The organism is Kitasatospora sp. NPDC056184 (genome assembly GCF_042268405.1).
GTDB lineage: Bacteria > Actinomycetota > Actinomycetes > Streptomycetales > Streptomycetaceae > Kitasatospora.
In genome coordinates, this window is sequence record NZ_JBHJUI010000007.1 from 139,091 (window position 1) to 155,630 (window position 16,540).

General features: G+C 73.7%; 14 protein-coding genes. 4 read left to right on the forward strand and 10 right to left on the reverse strand.

Features of this window, described 5'->3' with window-relative positions; translation table 11 throughout:
* Positions 1–292: 292 nt before the first annotated feature.
* From ACFC0B_RS16485 to ACFC0B_RS16525, 9 genes are all read right to left on the reverse strand, one after another.
* On the reverse strand, positions 293–1,144 hold the full coding sequence (locus tag ACFC0B_RS16485) for an HAD family hydrolase (RefSeq protein WP_376086504.1): 852 nt from the start codon (positions 1,142–1,144) through the stop codon (positions 293–295).
* Positions 1,145–1,217: 73 nt separating this feature from the next.
* Positions 1,218–2,492 carry a serine--tRNA ligase gene (gene serS, locus ACFC0B_RS16490; RefSeq protein ID WP_376086505.1) on the reverse strand — a complete coding sequence of 425 codons (1,275 nt, stop codon included), beginning with the start codon at positions 2,490–2,492 and terminating at the stop codon, positions 1,218–1,220.
* A 521-nt stretch (positions 2,493–3,013) separates the two neighbouring features.
* Positions 3,014–3,949 carry a prephenate dehydratase gene (pheA, locus tag ACFC0B_RS16495; RefSeq protein WP_376086506.1) on the reverse strand — a complete coding sequence of 312 codons (936 nt, stop codon included), beginning with the start codon at positions 3,947–3,949 and terminating at the stop codon, positions 3,014–3,016.
* 165 nt (positions 3,950–4,114) lie between these two features.
* Positions 4,115–5,422, reverse strand: coding sequence for an iron uptake transporter deferrochelatase/peroxidase subunit (efeB, locus tag ACFC0B_RS16500; protein ID WP_376086507.1), 1,308 nt, complete (start codon positions 5,420–5,422; stop codon positions 4,115–4,117).
* 14 nt (positions 5,423–5,436) lie between these two features.
* Entirely contained in the window at positions 5,437–7,545 is a 2,109-nt protein-coding gene (locus ACFC0B_RS16505) for a FixH family protein (RefSeq protein WP_376086508.1), read from the reverse strand.
* A 12-nt stretch (positions 7,546–7,557) separates the two neighbouring features.
* Positions 7,558–8,046 carry a copper chaperone PCu(A)C gene (locus ACFC0B_RS16510; RefSeq protein WP_376086509.1) on the reverse strand — a complete coding sequence of 163 codons (489 nt, stop codon included), beginning with the start codon at positions 8,044–8,046 and terminating at the stop codon, positions 7,558–7,560.
* Positions 8,043–8,723 (reverse strand): SCO family protein, encoded by a 681-nt coding sequence (locus tag ACFC0B_RS16515; RefSeq protein ID WP_376086510.1) that lies wholly within the window; start codon positions 8,721–8,723, stop codon positions 8,043–8,045. The genes ACFC0B_RS16510 and ACFC0B_RS16515 overlap by 4 nt, the downstream gene beginning before the upstream one ends.
* A 101-nt stretch (positions 8,724–8,824) precedes the next feature.
* The gene (locus ACFC0B_RS16520; protein ID WP_376086511.1) at positions 8,825–9,592 is read right to left on the reverse strand and encodes a YcnI family protein; all 768 of its coding nucleotides are present in this window, start codon (positions 9,590–9,592) and stop codon (positions 8,825–8,827) included.
* A gap of 203 nt (positions 9,593–9,795) precedes the next feature.
* Positions 9,796–10,632: a hypothetical protein gene (locus ACFC0B_RS16525; protein ID WP_376086512.1), complete on the reverse strand. Its 837-nt coding sequence runs from the start codon at positions 10,630–10,632 to the stop codon at positions 9,796–9,798.
* A 239-nt stretch (positions 10,633–10,871) separates the two neighbouring features.
* Between ACFC0B_RS16525 and ACFC0B_RS16530 the strand changes: the two genes are divergently transcribed.
* Complete coding sequence (locus ACFC0B_RS16530; protein ID WP_376086513.1) at positions 10,872–11,528, forward strand: ATP-binding protein; 657 nt, start codon at positions 10,872–10,874, stop codon at positions 11,526–11,528.
* Between the two features lie 71 nt (positions 11,529–11,599).
* Here ACFC0B_RS16530 and ACFC0B_RS16535 read toward each other — a convergent pair whose 3' ends face one another.
* Entirely contained in the window at positions 11,600–12,895 is a 1,296-nt protein-coding gene (locus tag ACFC0B_RS16535; protein ID WP_376086514.1) for a tyrosine-type recombinase/integrase, read from the reverse strand.
* A gap of 598 nt (positions 12,896–13,493) precedes the next feature.
* Here ACFC0B_RS16535 and ACFC0B_RS16540 point away from each other — a divergent pair.
* The 3 genes from ACFC0B_RS16540 (at position 13,494) to ACFC0B_RS16550 (ending at position 16,503) form a co-directional block, all read left to right on the forward strand.
* A complete protein-coding gene (locus ACFC0B_RS16540; protein WP_376086515.1) occupies positions 13,494–13,712 on the forward strand; it encodes a helix-turn-helix transcriptional regulator in 219 nt (72 codons plus the stop codon).
* A 231-nt stretch (positions 13,713–13,943) separates the two neighbouring features.
* Positions 13,944–15,224, forward strand: coding sequence for a DUF3631 domain-containing protein (locus ACFC0B_RS16545; RefSeq protein WP_376086696.1), 1,281 nt, complete (start codon positions 13,944–13,946; stop codon positions 15,222–15,224).
* A gap of 259 nt (positions 15,225–15,483) precedes the next feature.
* Positions 15,484–16,503 (forward strand): DUF2637 domain-containing protein, encoded by a 1,020-nt coding sequence (locus ACFC0B_RS16550; RefSeq protein WP_376086516.1) that lies wholly within the window; start codon positions 15,484–15,486, stop codon positions 16,501–16,503.
* Positions 16,504–16,540: the final 37 nt, after the last annotated feature.

Here is a 16,540-nt window from a genome sequence, read left to right on the forward strand (position 1 = left end):
CGTCGGCACGCCGCCGCCCCGCCGGATCCGGCGGGCTCTGGTCCCACTGGACTGACATGGCGCGCACCTCTCAGGGGCGGAAGCGGGCAACCCTGGGAGCATACAAACTCCTCGGGTGCCGCCCGGCGGCCCGGAACGGCCGCACCCCCGCCGACCCGCGGCTTCGCCGTACGGGCTCACCGCAGGGTCACTCCAACGGTTGAACCGGAGGGGGCCGGAACGGGGTTCACCCGGCCGCGGAGGGGCCGGCGGACGGAGGCGGTGCCGGAGGGTGCCGGGGGCGCGGGAGCCGTCAGACCCCGGCGGGGTACAGCCGCTCCAGCACGGCCGCGACGCCGTCCTCGTCATTGCTCAGGGTGACCTCGTCGGCGACCGAGAGCAGTTCGTGGTGCGCGTTGGCCATCGCGACGCCGTGCCGCGCCCAGCCGAACATCGGCACGTCGTTGGGCATGTCGCCGAAGGCGATGGTGTCGGCGGCCTTCACCCCGAGCCGGTGGGCGGCGACGGCCAGGCCGGTGGCCTTGGAGAGGCCGAGCGGCAGCAGCTCGACGATGCCGGCGCCGGCCATCACCACGCCGACCAGGCCGCCGGCCGCGCGGCGGGCGGCCTCGGCCAGGGCGTCGTCGCTCAGGTCGGGGTGCTGGATGTAGAGCTTGCTGACCGGGGCGGCGAGCAGTTCGTCCCGCGCGGCCCGGACGACCGGCAGGTGGGAGGCGATCTGCAGCTCGTAGCCGGGGCCGGCCAGCACGTCGCCGTCCAGGCCGTCCTGGCTGGCGGCGATCGCCAGCGGGCCGGTCTCCTCCTCGATCCGCTCGATCGCGAGCGCGGCCACCTTGCGGTCCAGGGTGAGCGAGGTGAGCAGCTTGTGCGAGCCCGCGTCGTAGACCTGGGCGCCCTGGCCGCAGACGGCTATGCCCCGGTAGCCGATCTCGTCGAAGACCGGGCGGGCCCAGGCGGCGCCGCGGCCGGTGACGATGATGTGCAGCGCCCCGGCCGCGGTGGCACCGGCCAGCGCGGCACGGGTCCGCGCGGAGACGCCCTCCGTGCTGTTCAGCAGGGTGCCGTCCAGGTCGGTGGCGACCAGCTTGAAGGGCAGGCCGCCACCGTCCGCGAGGGAGACGGGGCTGGGGCTGGTGGTGCTCATGGGCCGTGGTCTCCCGGGAGTTGCTTCGTCACTGCTGTCCGCGTCGCCGCGGTGCCGGCTCGTGCCGGTGGTCCTACTGGACGGGCTCCAGAACGCTGCGGCCGCCGAGGTAGGGGCGGAGCGCCTCGGGGACGACGACCGAGCCGTCGGCCTGCTGGTGGTTCTCCAGGATCGCCACGATGGTGCGCGGGACGGCGACCAGGGTGCCGTTCAGCGTGGCCAGCGGGCGGACCTTGCCCTCCTCGCGCATCCGGATGGCGAGGCGGCGCGACTGGTACTCGGTGGTGTTCGAGGTCGAGGTGACCTCGCGGTACTTGCCCTGGGTGGGGATCCAGGCCTCGATGTCGAACTTGCGCGCGGCCGAGGCGCCGAGGTCGCCGGAGGCGACGTCGATCACCCGGTAGGGCAGTTCGAGGGCGTTGAGGAAGTCCTTCTCCCACTGGAGCAGGCGGCGGTGCTCGTTCTCGGCGTCCTCGGGCGTGGTGAAGACGAACATCTCCACCTTCTCGAACTGGTGGACGCGGATGATGCCGCGGGTGTCCTTGCCGTAGGTGCCGGCCTCGCGGCGGAAGCAGGACGAGTAGCCGGCGTAGCGCAGCGGCAGCTTGTCGGCGTCGAGGATCTCGTCCATGTGGTAGGCCGCGAGCGGGACCTCGCTGGTGCCGACCAGGTAGCGGTCGTCGCCCTCCAGGAAGTACACGTTCTCGGCGGCCTGGCCGAGGAAGCCGGTGCCGTCCATGGCGGCCGGGCGGACCAGGGCCGGGGTGATCATCGGGGTGAAGCCGGCGGCGGTGGCCTGGGCGATCGCCATGTTGACCAGGGCGAGCTCCAGCAGCGCGCCCACACCGGTCAGGTAGTACGACCGGGCACCGGCGACCTTGGCGCCGCGCTCGGTGTCGATCGCGCCCAGCCGCTGGCCCAGCTCGACGTGGTCGCGGGGCTCGAAGCCCTCGGCGGCGAAGTCGCGCGGGGTGCCGATCTCCTCCAGGGTGACGAAGTCCTCCTCGCCGCCGACCGGGGCGGCCGGGTCGATGAGGTTCGCCAGCGAGCGGAGCAGGCGCTCCGCCTCGTCCTTGGCCTCGGTCTGCTCGGCGTCGGCGGCCTTGACCTCGGCGGCCAGCTCCTTGGTGCGCTGGAGCAGGGCGGCCTTCTCCTCGCCCTGGGCCTTGGCGACGAGCTTGCCGAGGCCCTTCTGCTCGTTGCGCAGTTCGTCGAAGCGCGTGCCCGAGGACCGGCGGCGCTCGTCGGCGGAGAGGAGGGCGTCGACCAGGTCGACGTCCTCGCCACGGACGCGCTGCGAGGCGCGCACTCGGTCAGGGTCCTCACGGAGCAGGCGAAGGTCAATCACGGGGCAAGCCTACCGGGCGGGGGCCCGTCCACCGGTACCGGTTTTCCCCTGGGGATAACTCGCGCCGGCCTGTGGATAACCGCGGTGGGAAACCGCCCCGGGGCCGGTTATCCACAGGTTCGGGGCGTGGGCTGTGGATCGCGGGGAGCTGTCGGCGGGCCGGGAAGCGAACCATGGAATTCAGGTTTCAAACCTGAATTGACCTTCTCGGGTGAGCGAATTGAAGCACTCGGACGGGTGATTTGCTGGCACCCGGGTGACTCTGGTCCGATTGGTCATCTCTGCGACGCAAACCGATGATCCGACCGAAACGTGCAGTGGCTATACCGGTTTGTCGACTCATCCCCAGGCCTGTGGATAACCCGGACCTGTGGACAGCGCCCACCCCTGTGGACAAGCCCCGCAGCGGGGCGGCCGCCCTGTGGACGGCCGCCCGGCGGGGTGGAAAACGGTTCGAAAAGGGCGGATGGCCGCCGAATGGCGCCCGGATGTCCGGTGAACCCGGGAGGGTCCGGACGGACTCAGATGTCCCCGCGGCCGTCGAGGCAGCGCGAGAGCCAGTCCGAGGCCGCGGTGAAATCGGCGTCCGAGATACCGGGCCGACCGTGGCCCGCCGCCTGCTGGTCGGCGCGCGGATAGGAACCGAGGAACCGCACCTGCGGACAGGTCCGCTTGAGCCCCATCATCGCCTCGCCCACCCGGCGGTCGCTGAGGTGCCCCTCGCAGTCGATGAGGAAGCAGTAGTTGCCCAGCCCCTCCCCGGTCGGCCGGGACTCGATCCGCATCAGGTTGACCCCGCGCACCGCGAACTCCTGGAGCAGTTCCAGCAGCGCACCCGGGTGGTCGTCCGGCAGCCAGACCACCATCGAGGTCTTGTCCGCCCCGGTCGGCGAGGAGACCCGCCCGGGCCGCCCCACCAGCACGAACCGGGTGGTCGCGCTCTGCGCGTCCACGATGTCCCTGACCAGCGGGTCGAGACCGTAGATCGGCGCCGCGAACTCGCCCGCGAACGCCCCGTCGTACCGGCCCTCGGCCACCAGCCGGGCGCCGTCCGCGTTCGAGGCGGCGGACTCCCAGTGCGCGTCCGGCAGGTGGGCGGCCAGCCACTTGCGCACCTGTGCCTGGGCCACCGGGTGGCTGGTGACGGTCTTCACGTCGGACAGCGCGGTGCCCGGCCGCACCAGCAGAGCGAAGGTGATCGGCAGCAGCACCTCGCGGTAGATCATCAGCGGCGCGCCGGAGGCCAGCTCGTCGTTGGTCGCCGTGACGGCGCCCTCGACCGAGTTCTCGATCGGCACGAACGCGCCGGACGCCTCGCCGCCGCGCACCGCGTCCAGCACCAGCTGCACCGAGGACATCGGCACCAGTTCCCGGGTCGCCGCCTCCGGCAGGGTGCGCAGGGCCGCCTCGGTAAAGGTGCCCGCCGGCCCGAGGTACGTGTAGCGGGTTGCCGACATGACGCCTCCAAGGGGAACGGGACCTGTGGGAAAGAACGGCGGACCGCCGAAAGGAGTCACCTTAGCCACTCCGTCCTCCTCCCGTGACCGCGTTCCGCTCCGTGGGAGGAGGACGGACGACCGGTGGACATCCGGCCGGACCGGGCAGGTCAGGCGGGGCCGGGGTCAGTCGAGCAGGGCCTGCCCGACGTACCCGCCCTGCGGCGCGCCCGGCGGGACGGCGTACACGCCGCTCGCCTCGTGCCGCAGGAAGCGGGAGAGCCCGTCGCCCCGGGCCAGCTTGCGCTGCACGGGGGTGAACCCCCGGCGCGGGTCGGCCTGGAAGGCGAGGAAGAGCAGCCCGGCGTCCGGCGAGCCGTCGGCCAGCAGCCCGTCGTGGTACGAGAACCCGCGCCGCAGCATGGCCGCCCCGCCGTTGGCGGCCGGCGCCGCGACCCGGACGTGCGCGTCCGCCGGGATGGCCGGCGTGCCGTCCGCCCCCTGGGCGGCGAGGTCCACCGGCGTCCGCTCGCCCGCCTCGGCGGGGGCGCCGAGCGGGGCGCCGTCCGACTTGCGCCGCCCGATCACCCGCTCCTGGCGGTCCACCGGCAGCGCCTCCCAGTTGTCCAGCAGCATCCGGATCCGCCGGAACACCAGGAACGAGCCGCCGGCCAGCCAGGCCGGCTGCTCTCCCCCGGCGGCGACGAACACCTTGGCCGCGAAGCCCTCCTCGGCGGGCTGCGGGTTGTTGGTGCCGTCGATCTGGCCCATCAGGTTGCGCCCGGTCATCGGGCGGGCGGTGGCGCCGGGCGTCCGGGCGAAGCCGGACATCTGCCAGCGCAGCGCCGCGGTGCCGGCCGCCTGGCGCTGCAGCACCCGCAGGGCGTGCACGGCCACCAGCGCGTCGTCGGCGCCGATCTGCACGAACAGGTCGCCGTCCCCGCGGGCCGGGTCCAGCGCGTCGGCCGGGAAGGCGGGCAGCGGCTCCAGCCCGGCCGGGCGGCGGTCGGCCAGGCCGGCCTTGTCGAACAGGCCCGCTCCGAAGCCGAAGGTGACGGTGAGCGAGCAGGGGCCGGCGTCCAGGGCGACCTGGTTCTCGAACTCGTCGGCCGGCTCGCCGGCGGCCATCCGGGCGGCCGTCCGCGACCAGCGCTTCAGCAGCGCGCGCAGGCCGTCCCGGCCGGCCCCGCCGGCCAGGTCGAAGGCGGCCAGCTGGACCCGGGCCTGCTGGGGTTCGAGGATCCCGCCCTGGTGCTCGCCGTGGAACGCCACCCGGGCGGGCCCGAGGCCGTGGGCCGGGCCGGGCGCGGGGCCGTCGCCGGCCGGGCCCGGCCGGTCGTGCCGGCCCGCGGTCAGGGCCGCGGCGGCGCCGGCGCCCGCGCCGACCACCAGGCCCGCCCCGGCGGTGCCCAGCAGGGCCCGCCGGGTGAAGCCGGGGGCGGGGCTCCCGGTGGTGGCGTCGTGCCGGCCCGCGCTGTCGGTGCTGGTCTCCATGGGGATGGTCCGCCCTATCCGATCTTCAGCTGCTTGATCTCCGTGGCCTGGTCGATGTCGGAGGATCTGATGACCACCGACACCACCCAGTTCCCGGAGAGCGGCAGTTGCGCCGTCCCGGTCCAGCGCCCGGTGCCCTCGCCGGTCAGCGGGACGGTGAGCGGGCCGAGGTCGCGGTCCGGCAGGGTGAAGGCGAGCTGCACCTCCGGCACCTCGACCGGCTGCCCGTCCGTGCCGTCCAGCTTCAGGTGCACCTCGTTCGACCCGGTGCCCGCCGGGTTGAGGGTGACCGTCGCGGTGCCCTTGGCGTTCGGCGTGCGGCCCTTGGTGTCGTACGGGAGCGTCAGCTCCACCGTCCGGCCCGGCGCCGTCTGCGGGGCGGACGCGCCGCCGCCGGTTCCGCCGGCCGTCGGGGCGGTGCCGTTGGCGGCCCCGGCCCCGACCTCGTCCGCCACCCGTCCGGGCGGGGCGTTGGTGAGCAGGGTGGTGGCGACCAGCACGGCCACCGCGACGGCCGCCTCGACCAGCACCGAGCGGCGCAGCCCGGCGCGGGTCGGGGTGAGCCCGCGGGCCCGGTCGGCGTTCACCCGGGCGGCCCGCTGCCGGGCCAGCTGGGCCCGCCGGACCGGGTCGTCGGAGTCCGCGCCGTCCTTGCCGAGGTCGGCACCCTCGGCGGTCTCGTCGCCCTCGTCGCTCCTGCCGTTCTTGCCGCTCTTGCCGAGGTCCGCGCCGGTGGAGCCGCCGGCCGCGACGGCGACCGCCGCCGGGACGACCTCGGCCGCCTCCTCCGGGGCGGCCCGCAGCCGGGCCAGCCAGCCGCGGGACATCCAGGCGGCGCCGAGCATGGCGATCACGCAGCCGGTCTTCACCAGCAGCAGCCGCCCGTAGTCGGTGCCGGTCAGCGCGCCCCAACTGCCGAGGCCGCGCCAGGACTGGTACAGGCCGGTGCCGGCCAGCACCAGGACGGCGCCGAACGCGACCTTCGAGAAGCGCTCGGCGACGTCCGCGCCGATCCCCTCGCGCAGTCCGACCAGGATGGCCGCGAGGCCGCCCAGCCAGAACGCCATCGCGACCAGGTGGAGCATGCCGAGCGGCAGCGCGAGCCAGACCTGGATGCCCACCGAGGCGTGGTCGGCGCCGACCCAGGTCGCCGAGAGCGCGACGGCCAGCACCAGCCCGGCCACCCCGAGGCCCAGCCGGGCCTCGCGCTGCGGGCGTTCGGCGGCGCGCCGCTCCAGCTCCCGCAGCTCGGCCTCCTCGGCGTCGGCGTCCGCCGGGCCGGCCCCGTCGGCGCGGGTGCCGTCCCCGGTGCGGCGGGTCGGCTGTCCGAGCTGGCCGACCAGCAGCGACAGGAACACCCCGCTCGCTGCGAGCAGCAGCAGCCGGGCGGCCAGCGCGGTGCCGATCCGCTCATCCAGGGTGGCGCGGACCAGCGACAGGTCGAAGGCCTTGCCGATCCCCGAGCCCCGCTCGTAGGGGCCGCGCAGCATCAGCACCGCGACGGTGGACACCAGCAGCGCCACCCAGCCGCTCATCAGCAGCCGCTGCACCGGGCGCCGGGCCGCCCCGGCCGGCCAGCAGAGCAGGACGAAGGCGGCCGCGCCGACGAGCAGCGCGAACGCCCCGTACGCGACCGCCCGGCCGGTGCCGTAGAGCGCGGCGACCAGGCCGTCCGCCTCGGCGCCCTGCAGCGCGGTGGTGGAGACGGTGGTGGCCGAGGGCGCGCCGATGGAGAAGGTGAACGCCCCGCCGATCGGGTGCGAGTCGTCGGACACGGCCCGCCAGGCGACGGTGTAGGTGCCGTTGGCGAGGCCGCTGCCGAGCCCGACCCGGGCGGTGTTGTCCTTGCCGTCGGCGTGCGCCGGGTTGCCCGTGTCCACGGCCTTGCCGGCCGGGTCGAGCACCCGCACCGAGTCCGAGGAGAGCGAGACGGCCTCGCTGAAGGTCAGGGTGACGGACGGCGGCGCGGCGGGCAGGACGGCGTTCTGCCCGGGGTCGGTGGACTGCAGGGTGGCGTGCGCGGCGGCCGGTCCGGCGCCGCCCAGCAGCAGCGCGAGGACGGCGCCGAGCACGCCGATCAGCCCGGCGATCCGCCGTCCCGCCAGTCCCGGTGCGATGAGCATCGTGCGGGTCCCTTACTGCTGGCCGGGGCGGTAGGTGAGCTCCTTGACCGGCACCTTCACCGAGATGGTGCCGGTCCTGGTGAAGGTCAGGTCGAGTTCGACCTCGTCGCCGAGGGCGGGCGCCTTCTCCCACCCCATGATCATCAGATGGTTGCCGCCGCGGGAGAGCTGCAACGCGCCGTGCGCGGGGACGTCCAGCTTGTCGACCTGCTCCATGGTGCTGGCGGTGGAGCGGTGCATGGTGACCGAGGAGGCGCCGGGGCTGGAGACCTTGACCAGCTCGTCGCCCTGCCCGCCGTCGTTGCGCACGGTCAGGTAGCCGGCCGCCATCCCGCCGGCCGGCGGGAGCGGGATGTAGGAGTCCGCGACGCTCAGCTCGGCCGCCCCGCCGCCGGAGGTGTCGCCGGCCCCGCAGGCGACCAGGAACGCTCCGGCGCCCAGTGCCGTCGCCAGCGCCGCCCCGGCGAGTGCCGTCCGGCGGAAGCCGAGGGCGCCCTTCACGCGGCGACTCCCTTGGCGAGCAGCGGCAGGTCGTGCTCGTAGGTCTGCACCTCGGTGCCGCTCAGGTAGAGCAGGTGCGCCTTGTCGTCGGAGGGCAGGAAGGCCAGCACCTGGGCGCCGTGGGTGGAGGTGACGGTGCCGTCCGCGTTGGTCACCGGGTCCTCGATCAGGATGCCGAGCGTCTTGGCGGCCGCCTTCACCTTCTCCAGGTCGCCGGTCAGGCCTATGAAGTCGCTGCCCATCGAGTCCAGCCAGGTGCGCAGCACCTGCGGGGTGTCGCGCTGCGGGTCGGTGGAGACGAACACGATGTTGACCTTCTGCCGCTCCTCCGGGGAGAGCTTCTTCATCGCCACGCCGATGTCGCCCATGGTGGTCGGGCAGACGTCCGGGCAGCTGGTGTAGCCGAAGAAGAGCAGGGTGGTCTTGCCGTTGGTCTTCTGGCGCAGGTCGTACGGCTGGCCGGAGGTGTCGGTCAGCTGGAGGTCCGGCTTCTCGAAGTTCTTGCCGAGCACGGTGCCCTCGTAGGGCGAGTCGGCCTTCTGCTGGACGACCTTGGCGGGGGAGCCGGAACCGCCCCCGTCGGAGCCGCAGGCGGTCAGGGTGAGCGCGGCGGCCAGGGCGACGGCGGCCGCGCCGGCCAGCCGGGCGGTGCGGGGGGTGCGGGCGGAGCGGGGCATGGGAGAGGTCCGATCGTGTGCGGTGGATCACCGGCGGGGCCGCGCCCGGAGGCGGGCGGGGCCCGCCGCGGGTGCCGGGCGCGGCCCCGCCGGTGCGGGGGTCAGGAGGCCGAGCCGCCGCTCCTGCGGCGCAGACCGAGGACACCGACGGCGGTGCCGATCACGCCGACCACGATGCCGACGACGCCGAGCACCCGGGCGGTGGAGTCACTGGCCTTGTCGTCGGACGCCGCGCTCCCGCCCTTGGCCGCGTCGCCGTGCGCGTGGTCGCCGGAGGCGGCCGACGGGGAGGCGGTGGCGGTCACGCCGTGGCCGTCGCCGGCGGCGGCCTTGGTCAGCTTCAGCACCGGGGCGGGCTTGGCCGGCTCCGGCTGGCCGTCCTTGGCCTCGTCGATCCAGCGGACGACGTCGCCGTTCTCGTAGCTCTGCAGCGCCTTGAAGACCAGCGAGTCGGCGTCGGTCGGCAGCGGGCCGAGCGAGACGCGGAACTCCTGGAACTGGCCGGGGGCGATCTTCACGCCGGCGTCGGCGGTCCAGGTGATCTTGGAGACGGCCTCGTTGACGTCGTTGCCGTGCACCTTGATCGGCTTGTCCAGCTTGGACTTCTCGACCACGGCGGTCCAGCCCGGCAGCGGCTGGGTGCGGACGGAGGCCAGCGGGTGGTCCAGCGGGAGGTTGACCTCCACCTTCACGGTGCCGGCGGTGTCGTTCTCGTTCGGGACCCGGAAGTCGACGGCGGTGTAGCCGCCCTGCTCGGCGCTGCCCGGGTTCACGGTGACGTGCGCGGAGGCGGGTCCGGCCAGCGCCACCACCGCGGCGGCTGCGGCGAGGGCGACGGCGGCGGTACGGCGGGGGGAAAGGGAACGCATGGGGTTCGTGTCTCCGTTCGGAGGCTCGGCGGGGGCCCGCTCCGGGGCACGGGAGGATCCGTGCCGCGGCGGGGCCGCGCGGCGTGGGGACGAGGTGGGGGAGGCCGCAGGACCGCACGAGTGGGCGGGTACGGCTCGGCTGCCGCGTACACCCGTCCGCCGTCGGGCCGAAACCGGTGGGGGACCGGGGGACCGGGGGCGGGTCAGTACGCGAGGGCCCCGAGCGGGGGGCCGCGCCGCACCACGCTGTGCCGCAGCGCGGCACCGATCGGCAGCGGGTCGTCCCCGCCGCGGCCGCCGGACCGGCGGACCGGGCCGGCCGGCAGGCCGAACAGGCCGCGCAGCAGCACCGCGGCCAGGGCGCACGCGGTGCGCAGCGGCTCCGCGCCGCGGGCGCGCGCGGCCGACGCGGCGATCCGCACCAGCCGCCAGAGCGCCGCCTCGCCGCGCCGCAGCCACCAGCCGGCCACCAGGGCCGCGGCCAGGTGGGCCGCCAGCATCGTCGGCGTCATCCCGAGCACCCCGCCCTGCCACCAGGGCGCGGCCGCGTACGCCTGCGGGTCCAGCCCCGCACCGGCGACCAGCTGCTCGGCGGTCGGGCTGCCGGGCAGCCCGACCAGGGTGCCGGGCCGGGACTCGTTGCAGATCAGCCGGCCGGCCACCTGCGGCAGGGTCAGCGGGCCGGAGCCCGGCGGACCGCCGTGGTGCGCACCGGCCGCGGCGGCCGCGTGGCCGCCGAAGGAGTGGAAGAGGCAGTGCAGCCCGAACTGGACCGCCGCCAGCGCCCCGGCGATCGCGCCGAGCGAGCGCTCCCGCCGGCCGAAGGCGGCGGCGAGCAGCAGGGAGGCGGTGAAACCCGCCGAGAGCGCGGGAAGGGCGACGTCCCCGCCGCCCGCCAGCGCGTGCCCGGCCGCCGCGATCAGCGTGCTCACCAGGGCGAACGGAACCGCCCGGGCAAGCCGCAGGTCCCAGGCGGCGGCCCCCACCGGCGCGTCCGGTGCGGGGGCGCCCGGGTGCGGGGCGGCGGCTGGGGCAGTCATGGCCGGGCCATCATCTCATCGCGTACGGCCGCCGGACCGGCAGGGTGGGAAATCCCTACGAATGCCCCGATCGGCCCCGCGCGCCGCCCCGCGCACCCCCCGCACGCGCGCCGCCCGGCACATGCCCGTCCCCCCGTCCATCCGCCGAACGGGCGGTAGCGGACCCCCGGCACGGTTCACCTGCGCACCGTCCGGAGATACCTCGTTATATGTGGAGCCGCAGCCAGGAGGGACCTCCCGTGGACATCTGGTGGACTCTGCACCTCAAGCGCGACCCGGCCAGCGTGCCGCTGGCCCGCCGCATACTGCTGGGCGCGATGGCGACCGCGGGCGTCGATCCGCAGATCGCCCAGGACCTCGGCGTCGCCCTCAGCGAGGCCTGCGCCAACGCCGTCGAGCACGGCGCGGGCGGCCGTCCCGACGACGGCTACCAGGTCACCGCGTCGATCAGCGGCGACCTGCTGCGGATCGAGGTGACCGACTCGGGCCCCGGCCTGCCCGGCCCCGCCGCCCCGGCGGCCCGCCGTCCGGTCCCCGCCCCGGCGTCCCCGCCCGCCCGGCCCGCCGGGCGGGCGCAGCCCCGGCGCCGCTCCCGGCGCGGCCGGGCCACCGTGCCCGGGCCGCTGCTCACCGCGCACCGCCCGCGCCGCGACGGCCGCCCGTACGACACCCACGTCCTGCCCACGGCCGCCGACCCGGTGCCGCTGCCCTTCCTGCGGCCGCTGGACCTCGACGCCCTCCCCGACCTCACCGCCGAGTCCGGCCGCGGCCTCTTCCTCATCCACGCCCTCACCGACCACGTCCAGCTCCGCAACCACCCGCTGCGCGGGGCGATCGTCAGCTTCGACAAGATCCTCAAGTGGCAGGACGACGCCCTGCTGCGCCGGGCGTCGTAACGCTCATGGCTCTCTGACCTGTGCAAATGGCCACTATTGGTGTCGAGGTCCCGGTGGGGGCGAGGTAGAGATCAGGCCGCCAGGGCACACGTAGGGCACATGCCCTCGGATTTCGGCGGGGTGTGCCCCGCGCCCGCACCCGGAAGCACCCTGTCGATCGCGGAACGGGTCCGCGACTCGCTGGTCGGCATCAGGTGGGTGTAGGTCCGGAGCGTGAAGCCTGGGTCGCTGTGGCCGAGGTAGGCAGCGAGCGCCTTGATCGTCTCGCCGGCATCCAGCAGCACCGAGGCGTAGGCGTGCCGCAGGGCGTGCATGCCGTCGTCCGGGGCCGCCTGGAAGTACTTCGCCCCCTTCTCGCGCGGCGGGATCACCCCGGCCGCGACGAGCGCCAGCTTCCACGCGCCGGCGTTGAAGACGCTGCGGTGGTACGGCTTGGCGCTGTCATCGGTGAAGAGCAGGTTCGCCGTGTGGGCCTCACCATCGGCGAGGCGCCAGGGGAGCGTGACCCGAGTCGGGGGGAACCTCTTCATGTGGGCTTTCAACGCGCGCGCCAGACCATCGGGCAGTGGTACCTGCCGGACCTTGCCGCCCTTCGGTAGCGCGAACACCATCTTCTTCGCCACGAAGCGGACCTGCCGTCGCACCGTCACCATGCGGCGGCGGAAGTCGATGTCGTCGACGGACAGGGCGAAGACCTCGCCCTGTCGCAACCCACAGCCGAACGCGACCGAGCCGCCGGCCTGGAAGCGCTCCGGTAGGCCGTTGATGACCGCGTGGACGCGCTCTACGGACCACGGGACGACCGGCTCCTTCTCCACCTTCGGGAAGCTCACCGACTTGGCCCGGCAGGGGTTGGTGGCGATCGCTCCGTCGTCAACTGCGGAATCCAGCATCATGATCAGGACCGAGCCGTACCAGCCGATGGTGGACGGCGCGAAGCCTTCGTCCTGAAGCCGCCTCACCCAGCGCTTGATCGTGGTCGGCTTGAGCGCCCGGAGCTCCAACGTCCCCAGGCGGGCCGCGATGTGGTTGCGAACCACGCCGTCGTAGCGCTCCAAGGTGGTCGGGCCGGGAGTGACGGCCTCCAGCCACGTCTCGGCGTACTCGGCCACGGTCGTCTTCCCCGCGTTCGGGTCGACGTAGGTGCCGTCCTTGAGCATGACCTTGAGCTCGGCAGCGCGGTCATCGGCCTTGGTCTTGAGCTCGAAGTCCTCCTTGCGCTGGACGTCGTCGGGGTCGCGGTAGCGAACCTGCCAGCGCTTGCCCTTGCCGTGGTCGGTGGTGGGGTACTTGCCCTTGTGCTCGCGGCAGGGCTTGTCGGTCGGGCGGGGGTAGGTCTTGTGCCAGGTGTCGTAGACGGTCGCCATTCGGCTCCTTCGGTCGGGGGCATGGGAGGGCGCGGCCTGTGGCCGGCGGTTGGGTGAAGTGGTGACGTGAGGCGCGACGCCTGATAGGCGGCGCACTGGGAGGCGCACGAAAGTTGCTCTCCCGGGGCGGGTGTTGGATGTTTATCGACCGGCAGCCTTTTGTCAAGGAGAAGTCGCCGGATCGTCCCGGGAAGACTGGATGGTGTCCGATCGTTCCGAATCGTCCCGGGCTTCCAGGGTGCTTTTCGGGTGGGTTCGCACAGAAGCCTGGGAGCCGGTAAGGGAAGGTCGGGAGCCCGGGGTGTCGCCCCTTCCGCCCTGGTGGGACGCCTGTGACGGGGCTGATCAAGATTTTTTTCGGGGAAACCGCCGAATTCCTGGCTCGGGAGCTATGCCAGCAGATAGCGTCTTCAACGGCCGCCGCGAAAGTGGAACCTCCACACTCCCGTCGGGCGGCCAGCAAGCCAGCCTCGGGCCCATTTTAGGTTCCGAGCCGGGTTGCATGGAGACTTCCCTCCTCGCGGCCTCGGGACGCCCCATTCTTGGGGATTCTTCGGCGTGCCCGCACACCCCCTATCCCCTACCCGTTGGAGACCTCTTGCCCAAGACGTTCCGCGCCGCCACCACCGATCGCCGGCCACTGGCCACCGCGGAGGAGATTGCCGCGTACCTCGGTGTCCCGCTGGGTACCGTGTACGCCTGGCGGCACCGCGGCCAGGGCCCAACCGCGATCAAGGTCGGTCGGCATCTGCGCTACCGCTGGACGGAGGTGGAGGCCTGGCTGGACGGCCAGCGCGCCGACCACGCCGCCGCCTGATCCCGCTCGTCCCACCACCGCGCCGAAGCCCGGAAGCCGTTTCGTCCGCCGTCGGCTGATCTTGCCGCCCCGCGATGGATCCCGGCCCCGAGCGGTCCTACCGTTCGCGCTCGCCGCCGCACTGCTCACGCCTGTCGAAGGCTCACGCTGCGGCGCCCCCATCTCCTGTGATCCTCTTCCCCTTTCGCGGTGCGGCAGTTTGCCGCCGCACCGCAGTCTGGAGTCCCCACCATCACCTCCACGCCCCGCCTGCCCGAGGCCGCCTGGCCGCCGGTCGTCAACCCGGGCCGGCCCGACGCCAGCCTCCACGCCCAGCCCCTGGCCGAATCCACAGCTGGTGGAGAGTCGGCCGCGCACGACGACGACCTTGCGGCAGACGGCACGCCGGCCCTCGACGCGATGCCGCAGTCACCGGGTGCCGATCTGCTGACGGAGCTGCACGCCCACATCCGCCGGTACGCGGTCCTGCCCTCTGCCGAGGCGCTGGACGCGGTCACGCTATGGGCGGCCGCGACGCACCTCCAGGCGGTGTGGCACCACGCGCCGCGCCTGGCGATCGTGGCTCCGGCCCGCCGGTGCGGCAAGTCCCGCCTGCTCGATGTCCTGGTCGAGACCGTCCACGACCCGCTGATCACCGTCAACACCAGCGCGGCGGCGATCTACCGCACGATCAGCGACCGGCCCAGGACCCTGCTGGTCGACGAGGTCGACACCATCTTCGGCAATCCCCGGACCGCCGAGAAGTACGAGGACCTGCGCGGTCTGCTCAACGCCGGGCACCAGCGCAACCGCCCGGTGACCCGGGCCGTCGGCAACGACCACCAGGCCCGGGAGTTCGACACCTTCGCCATGGCTGCCCTCGCCGGCATCGGCGACCTGCCGGACACGATCATGGACCGGTCGATCGCGATCCGCATGCGTCGGCGCGCCGACGGCGAGGTCGTCGCGCCGCTGCGGGACCGCCGTGACGGTGTCCTGTTGCGGGAGACCCGCGCCAAGCTCGCGCTCTGGGCCTCCGAGGTTGCCGAGCAGGCCCAGGTGATGGAGCCGGACATGCCCGTCGAGGACCGGGCCGCCGATACCTGGGAGCCCCTGGTCGCGGTCGCCGACCTCGCCGGAGGCTCGTGGCCGGGCCGGGCCCGCCGGGCGTGCGTCCGCATGGTCGCGGCCGAGGAGGAGATCGAGGAGGAGAACTGCGGCGGGGCGAGGATCCTCGCCGACATCCGCAGGATCTTCTTCGCTCACGGCGATCCGGACACCCTGCCCACCACGGCCGTCCTCGCGGCGCTGAACGACGACCCCGAGGCGCCGTGGGCCGAGCACGGGCGCGGCGGCCTCACCGCCCGCGCGTTGGCCGGGCTGCTGAAGGACTATCAGATCTCCTCGGCCAACATCCGCCTGCCCGACGGCACCCAGCGCAAGGGCTACACCTTCAACAAGTTCGTCGACTCCTGGCGCCGCTACTGCCCCAAGGTCCACCCGCGTCCCACCGGAACGACCGCCGGCTCCTGACACTTCCGCCCGAAACGGTAGATGCCGTCCCCGCCGTCGCATCCCAAGACCCACACGCCGCCACGGGGACACCACACCCCACCAGCCGTCCCACGGCCGACCCGCCGCCATGCTCCGGGCGCGCCGCCCAGGACGGCGGGCGGGACGGTTCCAGCGGTGCCACAGGCCAAGCCGAGCAAGGGCCGTGGACGCCCGAAGACGGATGCGACGGCCCACCACCTCCAACACCCCGACCACCCTACGGAGGACCACCACCCGTATGTCCGACGCCGCCACGGACCGCACGGCCCGCACCAGCCATGTGACTGCCTGGGACTACTCCGCGATCGGCCTGCTCGCCGCGACCGGCTTCGCCCTCTCCTACGACGCCTTGCGCCAGATGGCCCTCGCCATCCACATCCGCGACCAGCTCGCCTACCTGTTCCCCCTCATCATCGACGGGTTCGTCGCCTACAGCGTCCGCGCCCTCCTGCTCCTGCGTACGGCCCCGCTGACCGCCCGCTCCTACGTATGGCTGCTGTTCGGCCTCTCCACTGCGGCCAGCATCTGGGCCAACACCCTCCACGCCGTCCGCCTCAACCAGCAGGCCCTGCCCCTCACCAGCGGCCTGCACCTGGGTAACTCCCCCGTCGCCGTCCTGTCCGCCATCTCCCCGCTCGCCCTCGCCGGAGCTGTCCACCTCGGTATCCACACAATCCGCCACATCCGACCGACGGTCCGGACGGATGGCGGAGCACCGGTCCCGGTGCCTGGGGACGGACGGTCCGCGGACACCTGGCGGTCCGCCGGACCAGACCAGATGGTGACAGTCCGGCAAACCGGACCGGACCACCGGACCGTGGACGGGCCCGCCGGACCGGACCAGACCACGGCGGTTCGGCAGACCGGACCGGACGGAGGCGGTCACCCGGGACCGGACCCGGACGAACAGTTCCACCCGGATCGCCCCACCGACGGTGAGTGCCTTATGCGGACGGACCGGGACCGTACGGCCCGGACCGGCGACAGCACGGACGGGAAAGCCTCAGGCCAGAGGCCGAGCGGAAGTACCGCTCACCCCGAGGAGTCCAAGCCCGCCGGCCGTCCGCCGGGCGCCTCCCTGGACGAACTGGCCGACATTGCCGTCCAGGCGTGGACGGACAAGGGGAGGCTGAGCCGGTCCGTCGTCCGGGACGCGGTCCGCGCCCAAGGCCTCACGCTCTCCGACGAGCGCCTCACCACGGTCATGACGATGGTCCGCCCGGACGAACCGGACGACCACGGCCCCGCCGACGTCTGATCTGCGTACTTCCGCTCACCCCGGGCACCTCGTCCGA

Coding starts and splice junctions, on each gene's coding strand:
- ACFC0B_RS16485 (WP_376086504.1), bottom strand. CDS start 1,144: ATGAGCACCACCAGCCCCAGCCCCGTCTCCCTCGCGGACGGTGGCGGC.
- pheA (WP_376086506.1), bottom strand. CDS start 3,949: ATGTCGGCAACCCGCTACACGTACCTCGGGCCGGCGGGCACCTTTACC.
- efeB (WP_376086507.1), bottom strand. CDS start 5,422: ATGGAGACCAGCACCGACAGCGCGGGCCGGCACGACGCCACCACCGGG.
- ACFC0B_RS16505 (WP_376086508.1), bottom strand. CDS start 7,545: ATGCTCATCGCACCGGGACTGGCGGGACGGCGGATCGCCGGGCTGATC.
- ACFC0B_RS16515 (WP_376086510.1), bottom strand. CDS start 8,723: ATGCCCCGCTCCGCCCGCACCCCCCGCACCGCCCGGCTGGCCGGCGCG.
- ACFC0B_RS16520 (WP_376086511.1), bottom strand. CDS start 9,592: ATGCGTTCCCTTTCCCCCCGCCGTACCGCCGCCGTCGCCCTCGCCGCA.
- ACFC0B_RS16525 (WP_376086512.1), bottom strand. CDS start 10,632: ATGACTGCCCCAGCCGCCGCCCCGCACCCGGGCGCCCCCGCACCGGAC.
- ACFC0B_RS16535 (WP_376086514.1), bottom strand. CDS start 12,895: ATGGCGACCGTCTACGACACCTGGCACAAGACCTACCCCCGCCCGACC.
- ACFC0B_RS16550 (WP_376086516.1), top strand. CDS start 15,484: ATGTCCGACGCCGCCACGGACCGCACGGCCCGCACCAGCCATGTGACT.